At 73.6% G+C, this 18,948-nt stretch carries 15 protein-coding genes; 8 read left to right on the top strand and 7 right to left on the bottom strand.

All coding sequences use genetic code 11. From position 1 onward, the window contains the following. Positions 1–82: 82 nt before the first annotated feature. From BCD49_RS06100 to BCD49_RS06090, 3 genes are all read left to right on the top strand, one after another. Entirely contained in the window at positions 83–1,612 is a 1,530-nt protein-coding gene (locus BCD49_RS06100; protein ID WP_007516091.1) for a class I SAM-dependent RNA methyltransferase, read from the top strand. Positions 1,613–2,054: 442 nt separating this feature from the next. Continuing rightward, on the top strand, positions 2,055–4,055 hold the full coding sequence (dxs, locus tag BCD49_RS06095; RefSeq protein WP_007516090.1) for a 1-deoxy-D-xylulose-5-phosphate synthase: 2,001 nt from the start codon (positions 2,055–2,057) through the stop codon (positions 4,053–4,055). Positions 4,056–4,283: 228 nt separating this feature from the next. Continuing rightward, complete coding sequence (locus BCD49_RS06090) at positions 4,284–5,468, top strand: lysylphosphatidylglycerol synthase transmembrane domain-containing protein (protein ID WP_083401289.1); 1,185 nt, start codon at positions 4,284–4,286, stop codon at positions 5,466–5,468. 90 nt (positions 5,469–5,558) lie between these two features. Here BCD49_RS06090 and BCD49_RS06085 read toward each other — a convergent pair whose 3' ends face one another. Together BCD49_RS06085 and BCD49_RS06080 are read right to left on the bottom strand one after the other, a co-directional pair. After that, positions 5,559–7,742, bottom strand: coding sequence for a phosphatidylglycerol lysyltransferase domain-containing protein (locus BCD49_RS06085; protein ID WP_007516088.1), 2,184 nt, complete (start codon positions 7,740–7,742; stop codon positions 5,559–5,561). Between the two features lie 247 nt (positions 7,743–7,989). Continuing rightward, positions 7,990–8,241 carry a DUF6158 family protein gene (locus BCD49_RS06080; protein ID WP_007516087.1) on the bottom strand — a complete coding sequence of 84 codons (252 nt, stop codon included), beginning with the start codon at positions 8,239–8,241 and terminating at the stop codon, positions 7,990–7,992. A gap of 143 nt (positions 8,242–8,384) precedes the next feature. Here BCD49_RS06080 and BCD49_RS06075 point away from each other — a divergent pair, with 143 nt between their 5' ends. From BCD49_RS06075 to BCD49_RS44860, 5 genes are all read left to right on the top strand, one after another. Next, entirely contained in the window at positions 8,385–8,597 is a 213-nt protein-coding gene (locus BCD49_RS06075) for a hypothetical protein (RefSeq protein ID WP_007516086.1), read from the top strand. A gap of 423 nt (positions 8,598–9,020) precedes the next feature. Continuing rightward, a complete protein-coding gene (locus tag BCD49_RS06070; RefSeq protein ID WP_071041252.1) occupies positions 9,021–9,593 on the top strand; it encodes a hemerythrin domain-containing protein in 573 nt (190 codons plus the stop codon). 716 nt (positions 9,594–10,309) lie between these two features. Then, on the top strand, positions 10,310–11,593 hold the full coding sequence (locus tag BCD49_RS06065; protein ID WP_007516084.1) for an ABC transporter substrate-binding protein: 1,284 nt from the start codon (positions 10,310–10,312) through the stop codon (positions 11,591–11,593). 88 nt (positions 11,594–11,681) lie between these two features. After that, positions 11,682–11,876, top strand: a complete 195-nt coding sequence (locus BCD49_RS44865) for a hypothetical protein (protein WP_232794171.1) — start codon at positions 11,682–11,684, stop codon at positions 11,874–11,876. After that, entirely contained in the window at positions 11,873–12,088 is a 216-nt protein-coding gene (locus BCD49_RS44860; RefSeq protein WP_007516082.1) for an OmpA family protein, read from the top strand. The genes BCD49_RS44865 and BCD49_RS44860 overlap by 4 nt, the downstream gene beginning before the upstream one ends. Positions 12,089–12,272: 184 nt before the next feature. On the opposite strand, the gene BCD49_RS06050 is transcribed toward BCD49_RS44860, so the two are convergent. The 5 genes from BCD49_RS06050 to BCD49_RS06030 form a co-directional block, all read right to left on the bottom strand. Next, positions 12,273–14,501, bottom strand: a complete 2,229-nt coding sequence (locus tag BCD49_RS06050; RefSeq protein ID WP_007516081.1) for a 3-hydroxyacyl-CoA dehydrogenase NAD-binding domain-containing protein — start codon at positions 14,499–14,501, stop codon at positions 12,273–12,275. A gap of 27 nt (positions 14,502–14,528) precedes the next feature. After that, entirely contained in the window at positions 14,529–15,731 is a 1,203-nt protein-coding gene (locus BCD49_RS06045; protein ID WP_071041251.1) for a thiolase family protein, read from the bottom strand. A gap of 228 nt (positions 15,732–15,959) precedes the next feature. Further along, on the bottom strand, positions 15,960–16,670 hold the full coding sequence (locus tag BCD49_RS06040; RefSeq protein ID WP_007516079.1) for a hypothetical protein: 711 nt from the start codon (positions 16,668–16,670) through the stop codon (positions 15,960–15,962). A gap of 134 nt (positions 16,671–16,804) precedes the next feature. After that, positions 16,805–17,650 (bottom strand): hypothetical protein, encoded by an 846-nt coding sequence (locus BCD49_RS06035; RefSeq protein ID WP_007516078.1) that lies wholly within the window; start codon positions 17,648–17,650, stop codon positions 16,805–16,807. Between the two features lie 283 nt (positions 17,651–17,933). After that, positions 17,934–18,914 carry a S1C family serine protease gene (locus BCD49_RS06030; protein ID WP_007516077.1) on the bottom strand — a complete coding sequence of 327 codons (981 nt, stop codon included), beginning with the start codon at positions 18,912–18,914 and terminating at the stop codon, positions 17,934–17,936. Positions 18,915–18,948: the final 34 nt, after the last annotated feature.

Genomic DNA, 18,948 nt, shown 5'->3' with positions numbered 1-18,948 from the left:
GCGGCGCGAGGAGGAACGTTCTCGCGCGTCCCTGAGCCCTGGGCCGGCCGAGAGCCCCGGGCCGGCCGACCAGGGAGCGGCCATGCCCGGCCCGGCCGGTGCTGGCGGCGGCCACCGCGTGGGTGCGCGGTGGGCCGACGAGGACTACGAGGGCGACGCGACTGACGAGAACCACGAGGGCGGCGAGCTGGTCGACCTGGACGTGGGCCCGGTCGCCCACGGCGGGTCGTGCGTGGCGCGGGCGGGCGGCCGGGTGGTGTTCGTCCGGCACGCGCTGCCCGGTGAGCGGGTGCGCGCCCGCGTCACCGACCGCTCCCACGACCGGTACTGGCGCGCCGACGCCGTCGAGATCCTCGAACCCTCGCCCGACCGGGTGGAGGCGCCCTGCCCGCATGCTGGGCCCTTCAGGCCGGCGGCTCTGGAAGGAGCACCGCGGCCGGAGGCGTCGGGAGGAGCACGGGGCGAACGTGGCGACACTCGCCTCGGTCTGGGAGGCTGCGGCGGCTGCGACTGGCAGCACGCGTCCCTGGCCGCCCAGCGGCGGCTGAAGGCCGAGGTGATCGTCGAGGCGTTGCGCCGCCACGCGGGCCTGGCCGCGCACGTGGCCCACGGCGACGCCCACGGCGGCGAGCGGGACGTCGAGAAGGGCGTGCCCGGACTCGCCGTCACGGTCGAGCCGCTGCCGGCCCTGGAAGGCGAGGGAGACCCCACGGCGGCGCTGCCGGCAGGCGTTGGGCTCGGCTGGCGCTCCCGGATGCGTTTCGCCGTGACGGCGGACGGCGAGGTGGGGCTGCGGATGCACCGGTCGCACCAGGTCGTGGCCACGCCCGACTGCCGGATCGCGCATCCGCTGGTCATGGAGGCCGTCGCCGGGCGGCGCTTTCCGGGGGCGGAGGCGGTCGAGGTCGCGGCGAGCGTGAGTTCCGGGCGGGTGGCTGTTCGCCCCGCTGGTGGCACGGCCCGCGACGTCAGCCGAGCGGCTCACGGCGGCGGGCTGGTCGAGCGGGTGTTGGGCCGGGAGTTCCGGGTGGACGCGTCCGCCTTCTGGCAGGTCCACCCGGCGGCGGCGCGCACCCTCGTCGGCGCGGTGCTGGCCGCGCTGGAGCCGCGGCCGGGGGAGCGGGCGCTCGACCTGTACGCGGGCGCCGGCCTGTTCGCCGCGTTCCTCGCCGAGGCGGTCGGCCCGGCCGGTGAGGTGATCGCGCTGGAGTCCGACGCGGCGGCGATCACGTCGGCGGCCCGCAGCCTCGCCGACCTGCCGTGGGTCTCGGTCCGGCCGGTGCGGGTGACGGCGGCGACCGTGCGCCACTGCGTCGGCGGCGCCCGGCCCACCGGCGGCCCGGGTGGGGGCGGCGTCGACGTGGCGGTGCTGGACCCGCCGCGTACCGGCGCCGGTACGGACGTGCTGACGGCGCTGCTCGCGCTGCGGCCCAGGGCGGTCGCCTACGTGGCGTGCGACCCGGTCGCGCTCGGGCGTGACCTCGCCGTCGCGGCGTCGGCCGGCTACCAGGTCGACGGAATCCGTGCCTTCGACCTGTTCCCGATGACCGCGCATGTCGAGTGCGTCGCCCGCCTGGTCCCGGCACCCGATCGGAAACCCGCGGACCGTTGATCGGGAGCGGCGCGCCCGGCCTCGGGTGAGGGCGTCCCGGCGCCTGGCCGGGTCCCTGCCGGATCGCGAAGCCGGGGTTCCTGCCGGATCGCCGGACGGGGTCCCTGCCGGATCGGCGAAGCCGATCTGGGAGGTCGTGATCTGGGAGGTCTGCTGGGAGGTCTGGGGCAGGCGGAGACCGCCGCGTCGGGTGGTCGGATGACCGACATGGCGTGGTGACCGAACGGCGGTAGGTTCATGAGAGTACTGGTGCCGGGACGCGTTGTTGTTACAACAGAGTGTCGCCACGCTGGGGAGTGCATTCTAGCGCCAAAGCGCGCGAATTCACTCGCGGTCATGGTGATCTCACATGTCGGGTGCCGGTCCCTTGGCCGGCATCCGGCCAGGCTAGGCTTTCCCGGACCCCGGGACCGATCCCCAGTCGGGGGAGGGAGTGCACGCCGTGCCGCTGCTGCCGACGATCAACAGCCCACAGGACGTCAAACGCCTCAACCCCGAGGAGCTGCCCGTCCTGGCCGCGGAGATCCGTGATTTCCTGATCCACGCGGTCGCGCGCACTGGTGGCCACCTCGGTCCGAACCTGGGCGCAGTCGAACTCACGGTGGCAATTCATCGGGTATTCGACTCGCCCTTTGACCGGGTCCTCTGGGACACCGGTCATCAGGCCTATGTGCACAAGCTGCTCACTGGCCGCGCCGACGGTTTCGTGAACCTGCGCCAGCGTGGCGGGATGTCCGGCTACCCCAGCCAGGCCGAGTCCGACCACGACATCATCGAGAACTCGCACGCCTCCACCGCACTCTCCTACGCCGACGGTCTGTCGCGGGCCTATGCGCTGCGTGGCGAGGACCGCCACGTCGTCGCCGTCGTCGGCGACGGCGCGCTCACGGGCGGCATGTGCTGGGAGGCGATCAACAACATCGCCGCTGGCGACCGCAAGGTCGTCATCGTCGTCAACGACAACGGCCGCTCCTACGCGCCGACCATCGGCGGCCTCGCCGACCACCTGGCCGCGCTGCGCCTGGCGCCCGAGTACGAGCAGGTGCTCGACGTCGTCAAGCAGGTCCTCGGCCGCACCCCGCTGGTCGGCGCCCCGCTGTTCGACGCGCTGCACGGCATCAAGCGGGGCATCAAGGACGTCGTCCAGCCGCAGGGCATGTTCGAGGACCTCGGCCTGAAGTACGTCGGCCCGGTCGACGGCCACGACCACGCCGCCATGGAGCAGGCGCTGCGCCGCGCCAAGGACTACAACCGCCCGGTGATCGTGCACGCCGTCACCCGCAAGGGCTTCGGCTACCCGGCCGCCGAGCAGGACGAGGCCGACCAGTTCCACGCCGTCGGCATCATCGACCCGAAGACCGGCAAGCCGACCGGCGCGAAGAAGGGCCGGTCCTGGACGGGCGTCTTCTCCGACGAGATCGTCCAGATCGGCGCGGAGCGGCCGGATGTGGTCACCCTGACCGCCGCGATGCTGCAGCCCGTCGGCCTGCACGCGTTCTCCAAGGCGTTCCCCGACCGGGTCTTCGACGTCGGCATCGCCGAGCAGCACGCCACCACCTCGGCGGCGGGCCTCGCGATGGGCGGCCTCAAGCCGGTCGTCTGCATCTACGCGACCTTCCTCAACCGCGCGTTCGACCAGGTCCTCATGGACGTCGCGCTGCACCGCCAGGCCGTGACGTTCGTGCTCGACCGCGCGGGCGTGACCGGCGAGGACGGCCCGTCGCACAACGGCATGTGGGACATGTCGCTCATGCAGATCGTGCCGGACCTGGAGATCGCCGCGCCGCGCGACGAGCCGACGCTGCGCGCCCTGCTGCGCGAGGCGGTCGCCGAGACCGAGAAGCCGAACGTCATCCGCTTCCCGAAGGGCAACCTCTCGGCCGAGGTGCCGGCGATCGACACCGCCGGCACCGTGGACGTCCTGTTCCGCGAGCCGGCGGTGGCGCGGCACCGAGAGGTGCTGCTGGTCTCCGTCGGCGCGATGGCCACGACCTGCATGGAGGTCGCCCGCCGGGTGGCCAGCCAGGGCATCGGGATCACCGTCGTCGACCCGCGCTGGGTCAAGCCGGTGCCGGCCGAGATCGTCGAGCTCGCCCGCGAGCACGACCTGGTCGTCACCGTCGAGGACAACGGCCGGGTCGGCGGTGTCGGCTCGGCCATCGCGCAGGCCCTGCGGGACGCCGACGTCGACATCCCGCTGCGCGACTTCGGCATCGCCCAGCGCTTCCTCGACCAGGGCAAGCGCGACGAGGTGCTCGCGGAGGTCGGCCTCGCGCCGCAGGACCTGGCCCGCAAGGTCGTCGAGGCGGTCGCTCGTCGGCAGCCGGCACTCGCCGGCGAGCCGGGCACGTCGCCCGAGTCGGCCTCGTCCGCCGAGCCGGTGGTCCCGGAGCAGGTGAAGGCGGCCAAGGCCTCGCCGCGGCAGCGCCGCTCGGCCGAGTAGCTCGGCTACCCCGCACGGCACTTCCGACCGCCGGCCAGGCACCCGCCTGGCCGGCGGTTTCGGCTTTCGGTCCGGTCCGGGACCGACTTCGGTCCGGTCCGCGACCGGCCGGCCCGACCCGGTCCGCGCCAGGTATGCCGACCGGTGCGGACGGGGCAGCGCGGCGCGATACCGGTCCGCCCCTAGTCTGGACGGGTGCATGCTGACACCGCGCCGAACCAGCCGGCGATGACCGGGCGGCACCGCGCGGGTCGTACCCAGGCCGGCGGCCGGGCGGCGTCACGGCGGACGGCCGCGACGTCCGACTCGGCGGCGGTGTCCGCCTCGGCGTCGGATCCGGCCGGTCCGCGGGCCGCCACCGCCGCGTCCCCCGCTTCCGCCGCGTCCGCTCCGTCAGGCGAACAGGGGACGCCGGCGGCGCCGAGACGCAAGGGCGGGCCGCGCGCGTGGCTGGTGCGCGGGGCGTTGCTGGTGGCCGCCGGGCTGCTCGTGGCCACGCTGGTCAGCCGGTGGCACGAGGTCAGCGCGTCGCTGCGGGAGCTGAGCGTCGTCGGGGTGGTCGGCTCGGGGGTGGCGACGGTCGTCGCCGTCGGGCTGACGGTGCTGTCGTGGCGGGCGGTGCTCGCCGGGCTGGGCGCGCGGCTGCCGCTGCGGGCGGCGACGCGGATCTTCTTCGTCGGCCAGGTCGGCAAGTACATCCCGGGCAGCGTGTGGCCGGTGTTGGCTCAGATGGAGCTGTCGCGCGACTACGGGGTGGCCCGGCCGCGCTCGGYGGCGGCGAGCCTGATCGTGCTGGCGCTCGCGGTGCCGTGCGGCGGGCTCGTCGCGGCGGCGACCCTCCCGTTCGTCTCCCGGGACGCGCTCACGAGCTACTGGTGGGCGTTCGCCGCCGCCGCGGCCTTCGCGCTGCTGCTGTTGCCGCCGGTGCTGCGCCGGCTGCTGGCGTTGGCCTTCCGGCTGCTGCGCCGCCCCGCGATGACCGAGCCGGTTCCGGCGCGCGCGGTGCTGGCCGGCGCCGGCTGGCTGGTGGTGAGCTTCGGCTGCTACGGCGCGGCGACGTTCCTGCTCGCCCGAGACCTCGGCGCGAGCGTCGGCGGGCCGCGGCTGCTCGCGCTCGCCGTCGGCGGCTACGCACTGTCCTGGACCGCTGGCTTCCTCGTGCTGGTGCTTCCCGCCGGCCTCGGGGTACGCGAGGCGGTGCTGGTTCTGGCCCTGTCGCCGGCGCTCGCCCGGGATCCGGCGCTGGTGCTGGCGCTGGTATCCCGGCTGTTCGCCACTGTGGCCGACCTCGTCTGGGCCGGCGTCGGCGTGGCCCTGCGCCCGCGCGGCGCCACCCAGCCGGCCCCCGAAGGCTCCGACCCGTCATCGATGGCCGGCGCGCCGCCGCCCGGCGGCGTCCCCGCCCGCCGCTGACCTCCAGCCCCGTCCGGTTCCCGAACCGTGACTTTGGAGCGTGGCAGATGGTCGTGTCTATACGGTCGCTGATCCGCCACGTTCCGTCGTCTAGCTGGTGGGCCGAGGGCGGCGGGAGCGGCGCCAGGGCCTGGTGAGGTAGGCCTCGGCCTCCATCATCGCGACGGCGACCCTGGGCAGGTCACGGCTGGTGGGGAAGCAGATGTAGCGCGGCTGCCAGGCCGGCTGGAACCGGGCGTTGAACCGGTAGAGGCTCTCGATCTGGAACCAGCGGGACAGGAACACCAGCAGCCACCGCCCGCTCCTGGCCACGGGGCCCGCGCCGAGCCGGCCTCCGAGCTCCAGCGCCTGGCGGAAGGCGGCGAAGTTCAGCGAGATGCGGCGTACGCCCAGGTCGCGGGCGGCGCGGATCGTCGCGACGATGAGGTACTCGGTCAGCCCGTTGTCGGCCCGCGGGTCGCGCAGCATCACGTCGAGCGACAGCCCGTCGTGGCCCCAGGGCACGAAGTGCAGCAACCCGCGTACCGCGCCGGCTGGCACGGTGGCGTCCCCGCCGGCCGGCGCGTCTCGGCCGGCCTCGGGCCGGCTGACGGCGGTGACGACCACGCAGTCGGCGGCGCACGCGGTGACGACGGCGTCGTCGTCACCCGTGCCGACGCCGACCCGGCCGCCGGCACCGGCACCCGCACCCGCACCGGTGCCGGTGCCGGTGCCGGTGCCCTTACCCGCGGCCGCGGCGGGCTCGGCGAACCGCCCGAGTGCCATCGAGAATCCGCGCTCCGGTTCCGAGCCGCGCCAGGCGTGCGCCAGCCGGCGCAGTTCGGCCAGTTCCGCCGCGGGCAGGTCACGCACCCGCGTGGCCCGCGTCTCGTAGCCGGCGCGCTCGACCCGGGCGACCGCCTGGCGGACCCCGCGCATCGCCCGGCCGTCCAGGCTGAAGTCGTCGACCGAGAGCACGGCCTCGTCACCCAGCTCCAGCGCGGTCAGCCCGGCCCTCGTCCACGCCGTGCCGCCGGCGGCCGAGCAGCCGATCACCGCCGGGACCCAGGCGTGCCGGGCGGCGACCCGCAGGAACTCGGCGATCGCCCCCGGCCACGCCTCCCGGTCGCCGAGCGGGTCGCCGCTGGCGAGCATCACCGCGCCGACGACACGGTAGGCGATCGCGGCCTTCCCCGACGGCGACCAGATCACCGCCTTGTCCCGGCGCAGCGCGAACCAGCCGAGTGAGTCGTCGCCGCCGTGGCGGGCGAGCAGCTCCAGCAGCCGGGCCTCGTCGTCCGCGTCATGGCGCGGGTGCGGCCGCGGCGGCCGCAGTGCCATCCAGGTCGGCAGCGCCACCGTCAGCAGGCCCATCGCGGCGAGCGTCCGGGCGACCATCCGGTCGACCCGGCCCGAGGCGAAGCCGACCGGGCCGTGGACGCCGACCATGCCGCCGAGCACGTGCTCGACCTGCTCGGACAGCGCGTACTCGCCGATCGACCTCGACCAGCCCAGACGCAGCATCAACAGGCCGCTGCCCACCGACAGTCCGAACAGCGCGGCGAAGGCGCCGACGGCCCGCCAGCGGCTCGACGGGTCAGGCTCGGCGTGGAAGTCCCGATGGCGGTAGAGCAGCCAGCCGGTGACCGCGGCCGACCCGGCGGCGTCGTCGTAGTCGAGGCCCTTGAGCAGATGCAGGATCGTGCTCAGCGCGGCGAGCGCGAGCACGAGCTGCCAGGCGCGCTGCTTGCGGCGCGCGAGCCCGTGCGCGAGCACGACCAGCAGGACGCCGACGAGGACCGTCAGCGTCCGCGCGTGCTCCGGGATGCCCGTCGGCAGGATGGCCCGCAGCTCGGCCACCCGGCGATGGCCCGGCGGCGTGACCGCCGACAGGACGTCGATCAGCCCGAGCCCGTAGGCCAACAGGGCGGCTGCCCGCGGCGCGGCTCCTCGCCGCCAGCCAGTCGCCGCCGTACCTGCGGCTACCCCATCGCGATTGGTCGGGCTCTCGCCACGTTTGTGTTTCTGCCCCGCCCTGAGCTGCCCCGCCCTGAGTCGCCCCGCCCTGAGCTGCGCCGCTCTGCGCTGCCCGGCGCCCGCGGGCCCGCCGATCGTCCGCGAGTCCATCGTGTCGGTGGCTGTGTCGGTCGCGGCGGCGTTGCTGGCGGAGGGCGGGGCGTTCCCCGGCGCGGGGCCCGTCGACGACGGCCGGCAAGCGGCACGTGCCCGTCTCGACGTTCCCCGGTTGGTCATGGGCCCATTCTGGCCTGATCCGACGATGTCCCGGTCTCGCACCCGGTTCCGGCTCCGCCGCCACGATCACCGGCGATCCGCTCAGGTAGCTAGGCGCCCGCGGTGGACGGGGTAGCAGCGGCGGCCACGCTGGATGCGGTGGTGGTCCCGGCTGGGCTGTCCCGGTCTCGGCAGCGGCGGCCGCGGTGGCGGCCGGGGGCGCGGAGCCGTGGCTGCCTGAACGGCCTGGCCGTCACTGGCGTCGAACTCATGAGTTCCTTCCTTGCTGCCAGGCCGCCGCGCCGCCGCGTCAGCGTCCGGCCGCGAGCCGGCGCGCGCCCGCCCGCGTCCGGGCGGGGTCGGGAGCGGACTCGGCGGGGAACCGGGTGAGGTACTCGGCCTCCAGCTCGAGCATCCGCCGGGTGTGGGTCGCGAGTGCGTCCTCGCTGCCGCCGATCATCGTGTCGTGGCGGGTGGCGTGCAGCCGGTCAAGCTCACGGCGCAGGTCGTCGTCGCTGAGCCGGGCCGCGGGGACTCCGGTGGTGTGCTGAGTAGTGGTCATGGCGGCGAGGTACCCGGATCACCCCGTTCTATCCCAAGGGCCCGATGATCTCTCGTCCGACGGATAAATCATGTCGGGCGTCGTGTTACCCGCGGTTCCGTGGGAATCGGGAGGAAACCGAGCGAAACCGAACGGAGTGGGCGATGGGCGTGCTGGACAGCCTTCTGACCGGACTCGACGATCAGACCCGGACGCGGACCCTCGACATGATCGCGCAAAGCATCGCGGAGGACCGCGAGCGTGCGCCGGAGGTCTCGCACCGTCGCCGCGTCGACACCGGGACCCGCGCGCGCCGGTCCACCGGCCCTCGGGGCCGTCACCACCAGCGGGTGTCCGCGGGGGACGTTTCCTCCTGATCGACCTGATTGACCATCGGTTCGGCCGGGATGAGCCGGGCCGGAAGCCGTGGGCGGCCTGAGGGTGATGGCGCGGCCGATGACGGCCGCCCGCATTGGCCTGACGATTCCTGACTGCCTGACGATTCCCGGCTGGTTTTGGTCTCGCCGGGAGCATGACGGTCGCTCCGCCCACCTGGGCGCTGATCGTCTGATCGATTTTTTTTGTGGCCGACATAGATCATCATGTAGGCCTTCGTGCTGTTCGCCGGGCCGGCTGATGGTGAACGCCGGCTGACGTCGGCTGATGGTGGACCGGATCGGATGAATGGCTTCTCCGAATGGCTCCGCTGCTGCGTGATTGGGAGCGGAGAACGCGGGAAGGGCGAACGCTGCACCGGACCGAACGTCACCACAACAACGTCACCACAACGAGGAGGGATCATGGCGATGAGCGAGGCCGACGTAGAGCRTGCCCGCGCGGCGCGACTGTCTGAGGACGATGTGGTGGGAGTTCTGCTCGACCAGCACGCTCGCATTCGTGACCTGTTCGCCGAGGTGCGCACGGGGACGGGCGAGGACAAGCGGCAGGCGTTCGACGAGCTGCGCGCRCTGCTCGCGGTCCACGAGACCGCCGAGGAGATGGTCGTGCGGCCCGTGACGAAGAAGGTCGACAAGTCCGTCGCCGCTGCCCGCAACGAGGAGGAGGACAAGGCCGGCCGCGTGCTCCGGGAGCTGGGGAAGATGGACCTGGACAGCGCCGAGTTCGCGCGGAAGCTGACCGATCTGGAGCGCTCCGTGTCCGCCCACGCGGAGCACGAGGAGAGCGAGGAGTTCCCGCGCGTGCGGGCGGCCCGCGACGAGCATCAGCTTGAAGGCATGGGCCGCAAGCTGCACGCCGCGGAAAAGGTCGCCCCGACGCACCCGCACCCGTCGACCGCCGGTTCCCCCGCCGCCCAGTGGACGGTCGGACCGGTCGTATCGGCGGTCGACCGGGCGCGCGACGCCATGCGGTGACCTCCGGCTGACAGCGTCGTCGACGAGATGAGGCGCGGGGCTGGCCACAGATATCTGTGGCCAGCCCCGCGCCTTTGCCCGTCCCTGTGCCTGGGCCATGGCCCAACGTCACGCCGGCGCTGGTGCGGGCGTCGCCTTTGTCCCCGCCTCAGGTGTCGCTGGTCAGCGGCCCATCCGGACCACGTCGTGGCCGGCCGCCCGGGCCTGGCCGGCGTCGGGCGCGGTGAGGGTTCTGCGCCTGCTCTCCGAGGGGTAGGCCGGTCCCGCGGCTATCGGTCTTGCCTACCAGTAGAACGCGTGCTAAACATTTGTCCCAGCACGATTTGGCGGTTGCCCAAGACTGTGTCGCTCGGGAGCTGCCATGGTCGTGTCATCGAGGTGGCGAGGCCGCCTATCGATTCGACGCTGCCGCATGCCTGGCGATTCTTTCCGTTCCCCGCCGCGGCGGGGAACGGACAGGGCTGTGCGGGCCAGTCGTCCCTGGGGCCGGACGACCGAATCCGGAAAGCCCGCTCCCGTCAAAAAGAATATCTACGTCAGGAACGATACGTCCGCCGGACCTCGACTGGCGGGCTGGCTCGCCGCTTGGACCGCTGGTTCCTTTGCGCCTCGTCACCTCTCGAGCCTTCGGGCTCGCCACCGGCGCGACAGCGCTCCGCGTCGGCGGCAGGGACCACGAGAAACGCCTGGCACCACGACGGGAGACAGCGCGCACGATGAACCTGCCTCGATTACACGCGCGGACGGTCACGGTGGCCCTCGCCGTCGCGCTCGTGACCTCACCCGGCCTGCTCTCCGGCTGCGGGGCGCCGTCGGGCGCGTCCGGCGGCGCGGCCAGCCCCTGCCCGGCCCCGGGCCTGGGCCCGGGCCCGGGAGTGGCGCCGGGCGCGATCAAAATCGGGCTCGCCCTTTCTGACAGTGGCCCCGCCGCGGTCGTGGACGCCTTCAAGGGGGTGCGCGGCGCGGTCGACGCCCGGGTGGACCTACAGAACGCCCGCGGCGGCGTCGGCGGCCGCCGGATCGATCTCGTCTGGCAGGACGACCAGGCCTCCGCCGCGGGATTCTCGTCGGCGGTACGTCGTCTCGTCGATCGCGAGCGGGTCTTCGGCCTCATCGCGCTGACGGTCGCCTTCGGCGGCTCAGCTGCCTGGCTGCAGAAGAAGAACGTCCCGGTCACCGGGTTCGCCTCCAGTGCCGAATGGAGCGAGTATCCCAATGCCTTCCATTTCGGCAGCCTGTTCAACAAGGGCACCGTCTCGACGTTCGGTGACTACGTCAAGGCGGAGGGCGGCACCAAGGCGGTGGTCGTCGTCGACCCGAGCGCGGCGACCTCACCGACCCTCGTCACGGCGCTCTCGGCCAGCCTGCGAAGCCGCGGGGTCCAGGTCGTCGACCAGGTCGACTTCACCCACGAGATCAGCAGCGCGTCGAGTGTCGCCGATGAACTGAAGCAGTCCGGCGCCGACGCACTGGTCGGCTCCGCGCAGGCCGCCGACTTCATCGACATCTACGCCCGGGCCAAGGATCTCGGGGTGGGGATCAACGTCGCGCTGAATGCCGCCGGCTACAGCTCGTCCCTGCTCGAGACGTTCGGTCCCAAGATGGCGGGGATGACGACCATCTCGACCTTCGCCGCGCCGGGCTCCCCGGCGATGACCGCGTACGACAACGCGATGACCACCTACTCCCCGGAGATGACGGACCCGAGCGATGAGATCGCGATCGCGGCGTACGTCGCCGCCGACGAGATGATCCACGGCCTCGAGCTGGCCGGGCCCTGCCCGACCCGCGCCGAGTTCATCGAGAGGCTCCGGCGGGTGACGGACTTCACCGGCAGTGGCCTGATGCCCCCGGTCGACCTGTCCAAGCCCAGGGCGCCAGTCCTCTGCGAGAACTTCATCAAGGCCGACCCCACGGGCCGCGGCTTCACCGCGGTGCGGCCACCGGCGGAGTTCGACCATGACGGCTACTGGTGCGGCCAGCCGGTCCCGGGCGGGTAGCGCCCTCGGCCGAGGACGGGGACCTTCGGGCATATCGCTGTACGGAATGTTCGGGAACGTCTCGGTACCCATAACGCTGGTCGACCCGGTGAACCTGAAGGGCTATCTCGTCGTGACCGACAGCCAGGGGCAGGATCTCGGCCCCATGGCCGTCCAGTTCGGTATCAGGAACGACACCTCGGCGGCCGCCACGTACACGTTCGCCGCGCCGCCGGCCGGGGCGCGCGTGAGCGTTTTCGCCGACGCGCGGCCGCTTTTCACCGACGTGGTGGTGACCGGGTGAGGCGGCCCACGCCGGCGGCAGCCACGGTCCAGGCCGACGGTTATACCGACAGCGTGGGCGCGGTGGACGACAACCAAACCCTCTCCCAGCGTCGCGCGGAGGCCGTCGCGGCGCGGCTACGGGCGGCGGGGGCGGCGACCGGAGTCACGGTGGCGACGACGGGACACGGCGCGTCGGATCCGGTCGCCGAACACTCACCCGGACGGCTCTGACGATCCCGACGGCCGGGCGAAGAACCGGCGCGTCACGGTCACCTACCAGACGGGCTGACGGCGGCGGGGCCGGTGCGGACGCCGAGATCGGCGGCCCACCCGTGGCCCGCCACTCGCGGCCCTCGCCCGGACGACGGCGCAATCCGGTCGTCGCCGGCCGAGCGACCTGATCGACAGCGTGTCGTCAGCGGACGGTGGCGACGCCGGGCGGGGTGAAGCGGGCACCGGCGATCTTCTCGCTGACGCCGATGCGGTCGAGGTACGGGGTGATGCCGCCGAGGTGGAAGGGCCAGCCGGCGCCGAGGATCATGCACAGGTCGACGTCGGCGGCCTCGGCGACGACGCCCTCGTCGAGGAGCAGGCGGATCTCCTGGGCCAGGGCCGAGAGCGCCGAGGCGCGGACCTCGTCACCGCTCGGCGCGAGCGCGGAGCCCGCGCCCGCGCCGTCGCCGGCGACCGGGCCGCGGGCGAGCGCCGCGGCCTCCTCGTCGACGACCTGCGCGCCGTCCGGGCCGGTCGTGTAGATGTTGGTCTTGCCGGCGGCGACGACCCGGCCCAGGCCCGCGGGGGAGTGGAACCGGTCGGGGAACGCCTCGTGCAGCGTCTCGGCGACGTGCAGCGCCACCGGCGGGCCGACCAGCGCGAGCAGCGTCAGCGGCGACATCGGCAGGCCCAGCGGGTCGAGCGCCGCGTCCGCCTCGGCGACCGGGGTGCCGGCCTCGATCGCGCCGAGCACCTCGCCGAGGAAGCGGGTGAGCAGCCGGTTGACGACGAACGCCGGCGCGTCCTTGACGAGGACGGCGTTCTTGCCGAGCTTCTTGGCGACCGCGAGCGTCGTGGCGATCGCGGCGTCGTCCGTCCGGGCCGCCCGCACCACCTCGACGAGCGGCAGCACCGCGACCGGGTTGAAGAAGTGCAGGCCGGCGACCCGCTCGGGGTGCGCGAGGCCCGCGGCCATGTCGGTCACGGACAGCGCGGAGGTGTTCGTCAGCAGCAGGGCGTCGGGGCGGACCACCGCCTCCAGCTCGCCGAGCACCACCTGCTTGACCTTCAAATCCTCGAAGACGGCCTCGATGACGAGGTCGGCGTCGGCGAACGCGTCCTTGGTCAGCGAACCGGTGACCAGGGCCTTGAGCCGGTTGGCCTTGTCGTGGGAGACCCGGCCGCGCAGCAGCAGGTTGTCGACCTCGCGGTGGACGTAGCCGACGCCCTTGTCGAGGCGGGCCTGGTCGAGGTCGGTGAGCACGACCGGCACCTCGAGGCGCTGGGCGAACAGCAGCGCGAGCTGGCTGGCCATCAGCCCGGCGCCCACGACGCCGACCTTCGTCACCGGCCGGGCGAGCTTCGGGTCCGGCCCGCCGACCGGCTTGCGGGCGCGCTTCTGGGTCAGGTCGAAGGCGTAGAGGCTCGCGGCGAGTTCGTCGGAGACCGACAGGTCGGCGAGCGCCGTCGTCTCGGCGGCGTAGCCGGCGTCACGGTCGGCCGTCTCGGCCAGCGCCAGCAGGTCCAGCGCGCGGTAGGCGGCGGGCGCGGCGCCGTGCAGCTTCGCGTCTGCCAGCGCCCGGCCGCGGGCGAGCGCGTCCGCCCAGGCCTGGCCGCGCTCGACGGCCGGGCGGGCGGCGACCGGATCGACAATGTCGTCTGACAGCCGCCGGTCGCGCGAGGCTTCGCCATTGTCGCTCGACCTTTGGCTCAGGCCGCGCAGCACCCGGCCGACCCAGCCGAGCGCCTCCTCGAGGAAGTCGGCCGGCTCCAGCAGGACGTCGGCGAGGCCGAGCTTCGCCGCCTGCGGGCCCTTGAGGGTGCGGTTGGTGTTGAGCGGGTTCTCGATCGCGAGGGTGACGGCCTTGTCGGCGCCGACCAGGTTCGGTAGCAGCTGGGTGCCGCCCCAGCCGGGTACCAGACCGAGGAACACCTCCGGCAGCGCGAGCACCGGGATGCCGGCGGAGAACGCCCGGTAGTCGCAGTGCAGCGCCAGCTCCAGGCCACCGCCCATCGCCGCGCCGTTGACCAGCGCGAACGTCGGCACCTTCCGCCCGCGAAGCTTGCCCTCGCCGACGCGGCGCAGCGCCTGGTGCCCCAGCTCGCCGAGCTTCTCGATCGCCGGCCGGATCGCGTCCGGGTCGGTGAAGGACGACCGGAACGACAGGTCCGCGCCGACGCAGAAGATGAACGGCTTGCCGGTGACGGCGACCGCGGCGACCGGCGGCGTGTGCGCCTCGATCTCGTCGACGGCGGCCAACAGCTCGCGCAGCCCGGCGGGGCCGAACGTGTTCGGCCGGGTGTGGTCATGCCCGTTGTCCAGCGTGATCAGGGCGATCGGGCCGTCGACCCCGGGAAGCTGGGCGTAACGGACGTAGGCGTGCGTGACGACCTCGTCCGGAAAGTCCAGCGCTGCGCCAGTGCTGCTCATGCGGCGGTTCTCCTGTCCGGATCGGTCTCAGGCCGAGAAGTGGGGGTTTTCCCAGATCGTGGTGGCGCCCATGCCGAAGCCGACGCACATCGCGGTCAGGCCGTAGCGGACCTCGGTGTGCTCCTCGAACTCGCGGGCGAGCTGCGTCATCAGCCGCACGCCGGAGCTCGCCAGCGGGTGGCCGAGCGCGATCGCGCCGCCGTAGGGGTTGACCCGCGGGTCGTCGTCCGCGAGGCCGAAGTGGTCGAGGAACGCCAGCACCTGGACGGCGAACGCCTCGTTCAGCTCGAACAGGCCGATGTCGTCGATCGTCAGGCCGGTGCGGGCGAGCGCCTTCTCGGTCGACGGGATCGGGCCGACGCCCATCACCTCGGGCGCCACCCCGACGAACCCGAACCCGACGAGAGACATCTTCTTGGACAGGCCCAGCTCGTCGGCGACCTCGCTCGCGGCCAGGATGCAGCCCGTCGCGCCGTCGTTGATGCCGGCCGAGTTGCCTGCCGTCACCCTGCCGTGCGGCCGGAACGGGGTCTTCAGCTGCGCCAGGCCCTCGACGGTCGTGCCCGGCCGCGGCGGCTCGTCGGCCGTCACGTACTCCCAGCCGGTCTCGGCGTGCCGCGCGGCGACCGGGACGAGGTCCGGCTGGATCTTGCCGTCCGCGTAGGCCTTCGCGACCTTCTCCTGGGACGCGGCGGCGTAGGCGTCGGCGCGCGCCTTGGTGATGTCGGGGTAGCGGTCGTGCACGTTCTCGGCGGTCATGCCCATGACCAGCGCGGACGGGTCGACGAGCTTCTCGGAGACGAAGCGCGGGTTCGGGTCGACGCCCTCGCCCATCGGGTGGCGCCCCATGTGCTCGACGCCGCCGGYGATCGCCACGTCGTAGGCGCCGATACCGATCGCGGACGCCGTGGTGGTGACGGCCGTGACGGCGCCGGCGCACATCCGGTCGATCGCGTAGCCGGGCACCGACTCGGGCAGCCCGGACAGGATCCCGGCGACCCGGCCGATCGTCAGCCCCTGGTCGCCGATCTGGGTCGTCGCGGCGATCGCCACGTCGTCGACCCGCTCCGGCGGCAGGGACGGGTTGCGCCGCAACAGGTCCCGGATGACCCGGACCACCAGGTCGTCCGCGCGGGTCTCGGCGTAGACCCCCTTGGCCTTGCCGAACGGGGTGCGTACCCCGTCGACGAACACGACGTCGCGGACAGCACCACGGGATGCCTTGAACACGGAGGTCCTCCCCGGCGAGGAACGGCTCGGCTGGGCCGTGCCACCGGGCGTCGCCCAGCGGCACCCCGCCAGCCTACGACAGAGTTACCGATGAGTAGGTAACAACCGCCGCGAGTCTTCCATGCCCCTCTGGCCACCGTGCCAGGCGCGCCCCGTCTTGCCCGGCGCACGCTCCGCGTCGCTCCTGTCGAACCCGGTGTCGGCCCTGTCAGGCCCACGGCGGCCGGGTCACGTGGACAGCAGGCAGTCCTTGCCGCCTTCCTTGCCAATCTTGTAGTCGTACGCGGTGGTCTTGCCATTCCGGGTGATCCTGGCGGTGACGACCCGCGTGGTGGAGCCGTTGCGTGAGCTCACGCTGTACCCGGTGGTCTTGAACTTGGAGATCGGGCCCTCGGCCGTGTCCCGCTGCCGCATGACCGTGGTGAAGTCCGCGGCGGAGCCCTGGCCGCGCAGCGAGCCGCACAGCCGGTCGTAGGCCTGCTGGTAGCGGGCGCCCCGCACGTCGCCCAGGTAGCCGCTGACCACGGACTTCGGTCCCGAGCCCGCCTTGGCGAGCGTCGCGATGCCGGCCGCGCAGCCGCCGACGATGAGCACGGCCACGAGGACGACGGGCAGCACCCAGCGTCGCCGCTTCCTGGGCGCCGGCGCGCCCGCGCCCGGGTAACCGGGCAGGCCCGGCCCGGCCGGCGCGCCGTACCCCGCAGCGTCGCCGTAGCCGGGTGCCCCGTAGCCGGGCTGCCCCCCGTAGCCGGGCTGCCCCCCGTAGCCCGGTTGGCCGCCGTACCCGGGCTGCTGGCCGTAGCCCGGTTGGCCGCCGTACCCGGGCTGAGCGGGGTAGCCGGGCTGGCCGGGGCCGGCGGGCTGTCCCGGCCAGGCGGCGCCGGGCTGCGCGTCGTACTGCGTCGGGGTGGCGGGGTGTCCGTACTGGTTGGCGTTCACTGCGTCCTCGGTTCTGGTGGCTGAAAGATCGGAGAAGGCAAGATCGAAGGCGGCGCGCGAGCACCGCGCCGACGGGCGTCTCGCGGCCGGGCGGGCGGCTCGCGGAAGGTGCGGAAGGTGCAGAAAGGGCTGGGTCAGATGGTGCGCAGGCAGTAACGGCCGTCGTGACGGTCGACGCGATATACGCGGCTCGTGGCCGCGTGCTCGCGCCGGACGAGGACGGTGACGTCGCGCTCCGACTCCGTGGCCGGCGTGGGGGCGAGCGTCACGCCGGTGACGCTGACCGCGCGGATCGTCCCGCCGTCACGGGCGTTCTGAGCCAGTAGGTCGTTCTGGAAGTCGCCGGGGCCGTACGCGTGGCCGGCCGTCGCGTGCTCGTCGAGCGTCTGGCCGCACAGCCGCTGGTAGGCGGCCCACAGCTGACCGTGGCCGATCTGTGTCAGGTAGGCGCTGACGGTGTCGCCTGGCTGAGCCTCCCCCTGCGCCGCGAGCGCGCCGATCCCGACACCGCCCGCCGCGAGGACGGTCGCGATCCCGGCGGCCGGCAGGACGACGGCGAGCCGCCGCCGCGCCGGCCGGGTCGGCGCGACCCGGGCGGGCGCCGATGGCGCGGCAACTCTGCCGTCGGTCGCCGCGAGCGCGCCCGCACCCGCGTCGTCGGCGTCGTCGGCCGGCTCGCCGGGGAACCAGACGACGCCGTCGTCGAAGACACCAGGACCGGAGACCGGGACTCCCGCCGTGTCCGGGACTCCCGCCGCGTCCGGGACTCCCGTCGTGTCCGGAGCGCTCGCGGTGTCCGGGGCGCCCGCGGCGACCGCCGGCTCGATGGCCTCCGGGGCGATGGCCGCGGCGACGGTCCCGACCGTGGCCGGCTCGGCCGTCGAGACCTGAACGCATGCCGTCGGGTGGCCCCGGCGACGGCGCGTGCGCCTGGGGCGGGTCGACGGATCCGACACGGCGGCTTCGTTGACGCCACTCACGGGAGGTCCTTTCAGCTCGCCACGGCCGGCCACGGGACGGCGTCGTCCCAGGCGGCGGTCGACCCGGCGCGGGCAGGTGTTCGGGGCGCCGAGCTCACGAGAACCTCGGCGGCGGGAAGCAGACGGATCCGTTACGGACCCGCTGTCGTGGCCTTACCTGGCGGTTAGGCCACGCCGTCATTCTGAGGACGGGAATCGCCCCTCGAACCGCGTTCGTCGCCCCGGCGACTGTCGCCCGCACGGCACCCGCCACGTGATCCCGAAGCAGGCCCGCGTCGGCGACCTAGGCGTCGGTGAGCTCGCGGGGGACGGCGACGACGTCGACGAGGGCGCCGTTTCGCCACACGGTGACCTCCAGGCGGCGGCCGATGGCGTGTTCGACCATGAGCTTCTGGATGGCGGTGCTGGTGGCGATCTCCTGGCCGTCGACGGACAGGACGACGTCGCCACGACGCAGGCCCGCGCGTTCGGCGGGGCTGCCGTCGACCACCTGGGCGACCCGCAGGCCGGCGCGGCGCCCCACCTTGGCGGCCAGCGCCGGTGGCAGCGGGGCCTCGGCGCCGGCGATGCCGAGCCAGGCGCGGCGGACCCGGCCGTGGCGCATCAGGGTGGCGATCAGGCCGCGGGTGGTGTCGTTGATCGGGACGGCGAGGCCGAGGCCGATCCCCGCGACCGCCGTGTTGACGCCGACCATGCGGCCCCGGCTGTCGGCGAGCACCCCGCCGCTGTTGCCCGGGTTGAGGGCCGCGTCGGTCTGGATGACCTCGTCGACGACCCGGCCGGACTGGGTCGGCAGCGAGCGGCCGAGCGCGGAGACGATCCCGGCGGTGACGCTGCCGGCCAGGCCGAGGGGGTTGCCGAGCGCGACGACCAGCTGGCCGACCCGCAGCTGGCCGGCGTCGCCGAGGGTGACCGGAGACGGCACGTCGCCGCGCGCCCGGAGCACCGCGAGGTCCGACAGCGGATCACGGCCGATCACATCGGCGGTGACGTCGGAGCCGTCGGTGAAGATCGCCTCGGCGGTGTCCGCCCCCTCTACGACGTGCGCGCTGGTGAGCAGGAACCCGTCGGTGGTCAGGACGCTCGCGCTGCCGGCGCCCTGCCCGCGCCGGCCGCGGACCCGCAGGCTCGCGACGCTCGGCAGCACCGTGCTCGCCACGTGGACGACGGCCGCTGAGTAGGCGTCGAGCGGCTCCTGCTCGGCCGGCTCGTCGCCCTGGCCGGCGGGGTCGTCACGCTGGGCTGGCGGGACGTCATCACTCATGTCGCCAGCAACCGGCGGCGGCCACGGATCGTGC

This window comes from Pseudofrankia sp. EUN1h, assembly GCF_001854645.1.
GTDB classification, from domain to species: domain Bacteria; phylum Actinomycetota; class Actinomycetes; order Frankiales; family Frankiaceae; genus Pseudofrankia; species Pseudofrankia saprophytica.
This window is presented reverse-complemented; position numbering and strand designations above follow the sequence as displayed.

Coding starts and splice junctions, on each gene's coding strand:
- BCD49_RS06100 (WP_007516091.1), top strand. CDS start 83: ATGCCCGGCCCGGCCGGTGCTGGCGGCGGCCACCGCGTGGGTGCGCGG.
- BCD49_RS06080 (WP_007516087.1), bottom strand. CDS start 8,241: ATGACCACTACTCAGCACACCACCGGAGTCCCCGCGGCCCGGCTCAGC.
- BCD49_RS06075 (WP_007516086.1), top strand. CDS start 8,385: ATGGGCGTGCTGGACAGCCTTCTGACCGGACTCGACGATCAGACCCGG.
- BCD49_RS06065 (WP_007516084.1), top strand. CDS start 10,310: ATGAACCTGCCTCGATTACACGCGCGGACGGTCACGGTGGCCCTCGCC.
- BCD49_RS06050 (WP_007516081.1), bottom strand. CDS start 14,501: ATGAGCAGCACTGGCGCAGCGCTGGACTTTCCGGACGAGGTCGTCACG.
- BCD49_RS06030 (WP_007516077.1), bottom strand. CDS start 18,914: ATGAGTGATGACGTCCCGCCAGCCCAGCGTGACGACCCCGCCGGCCAG.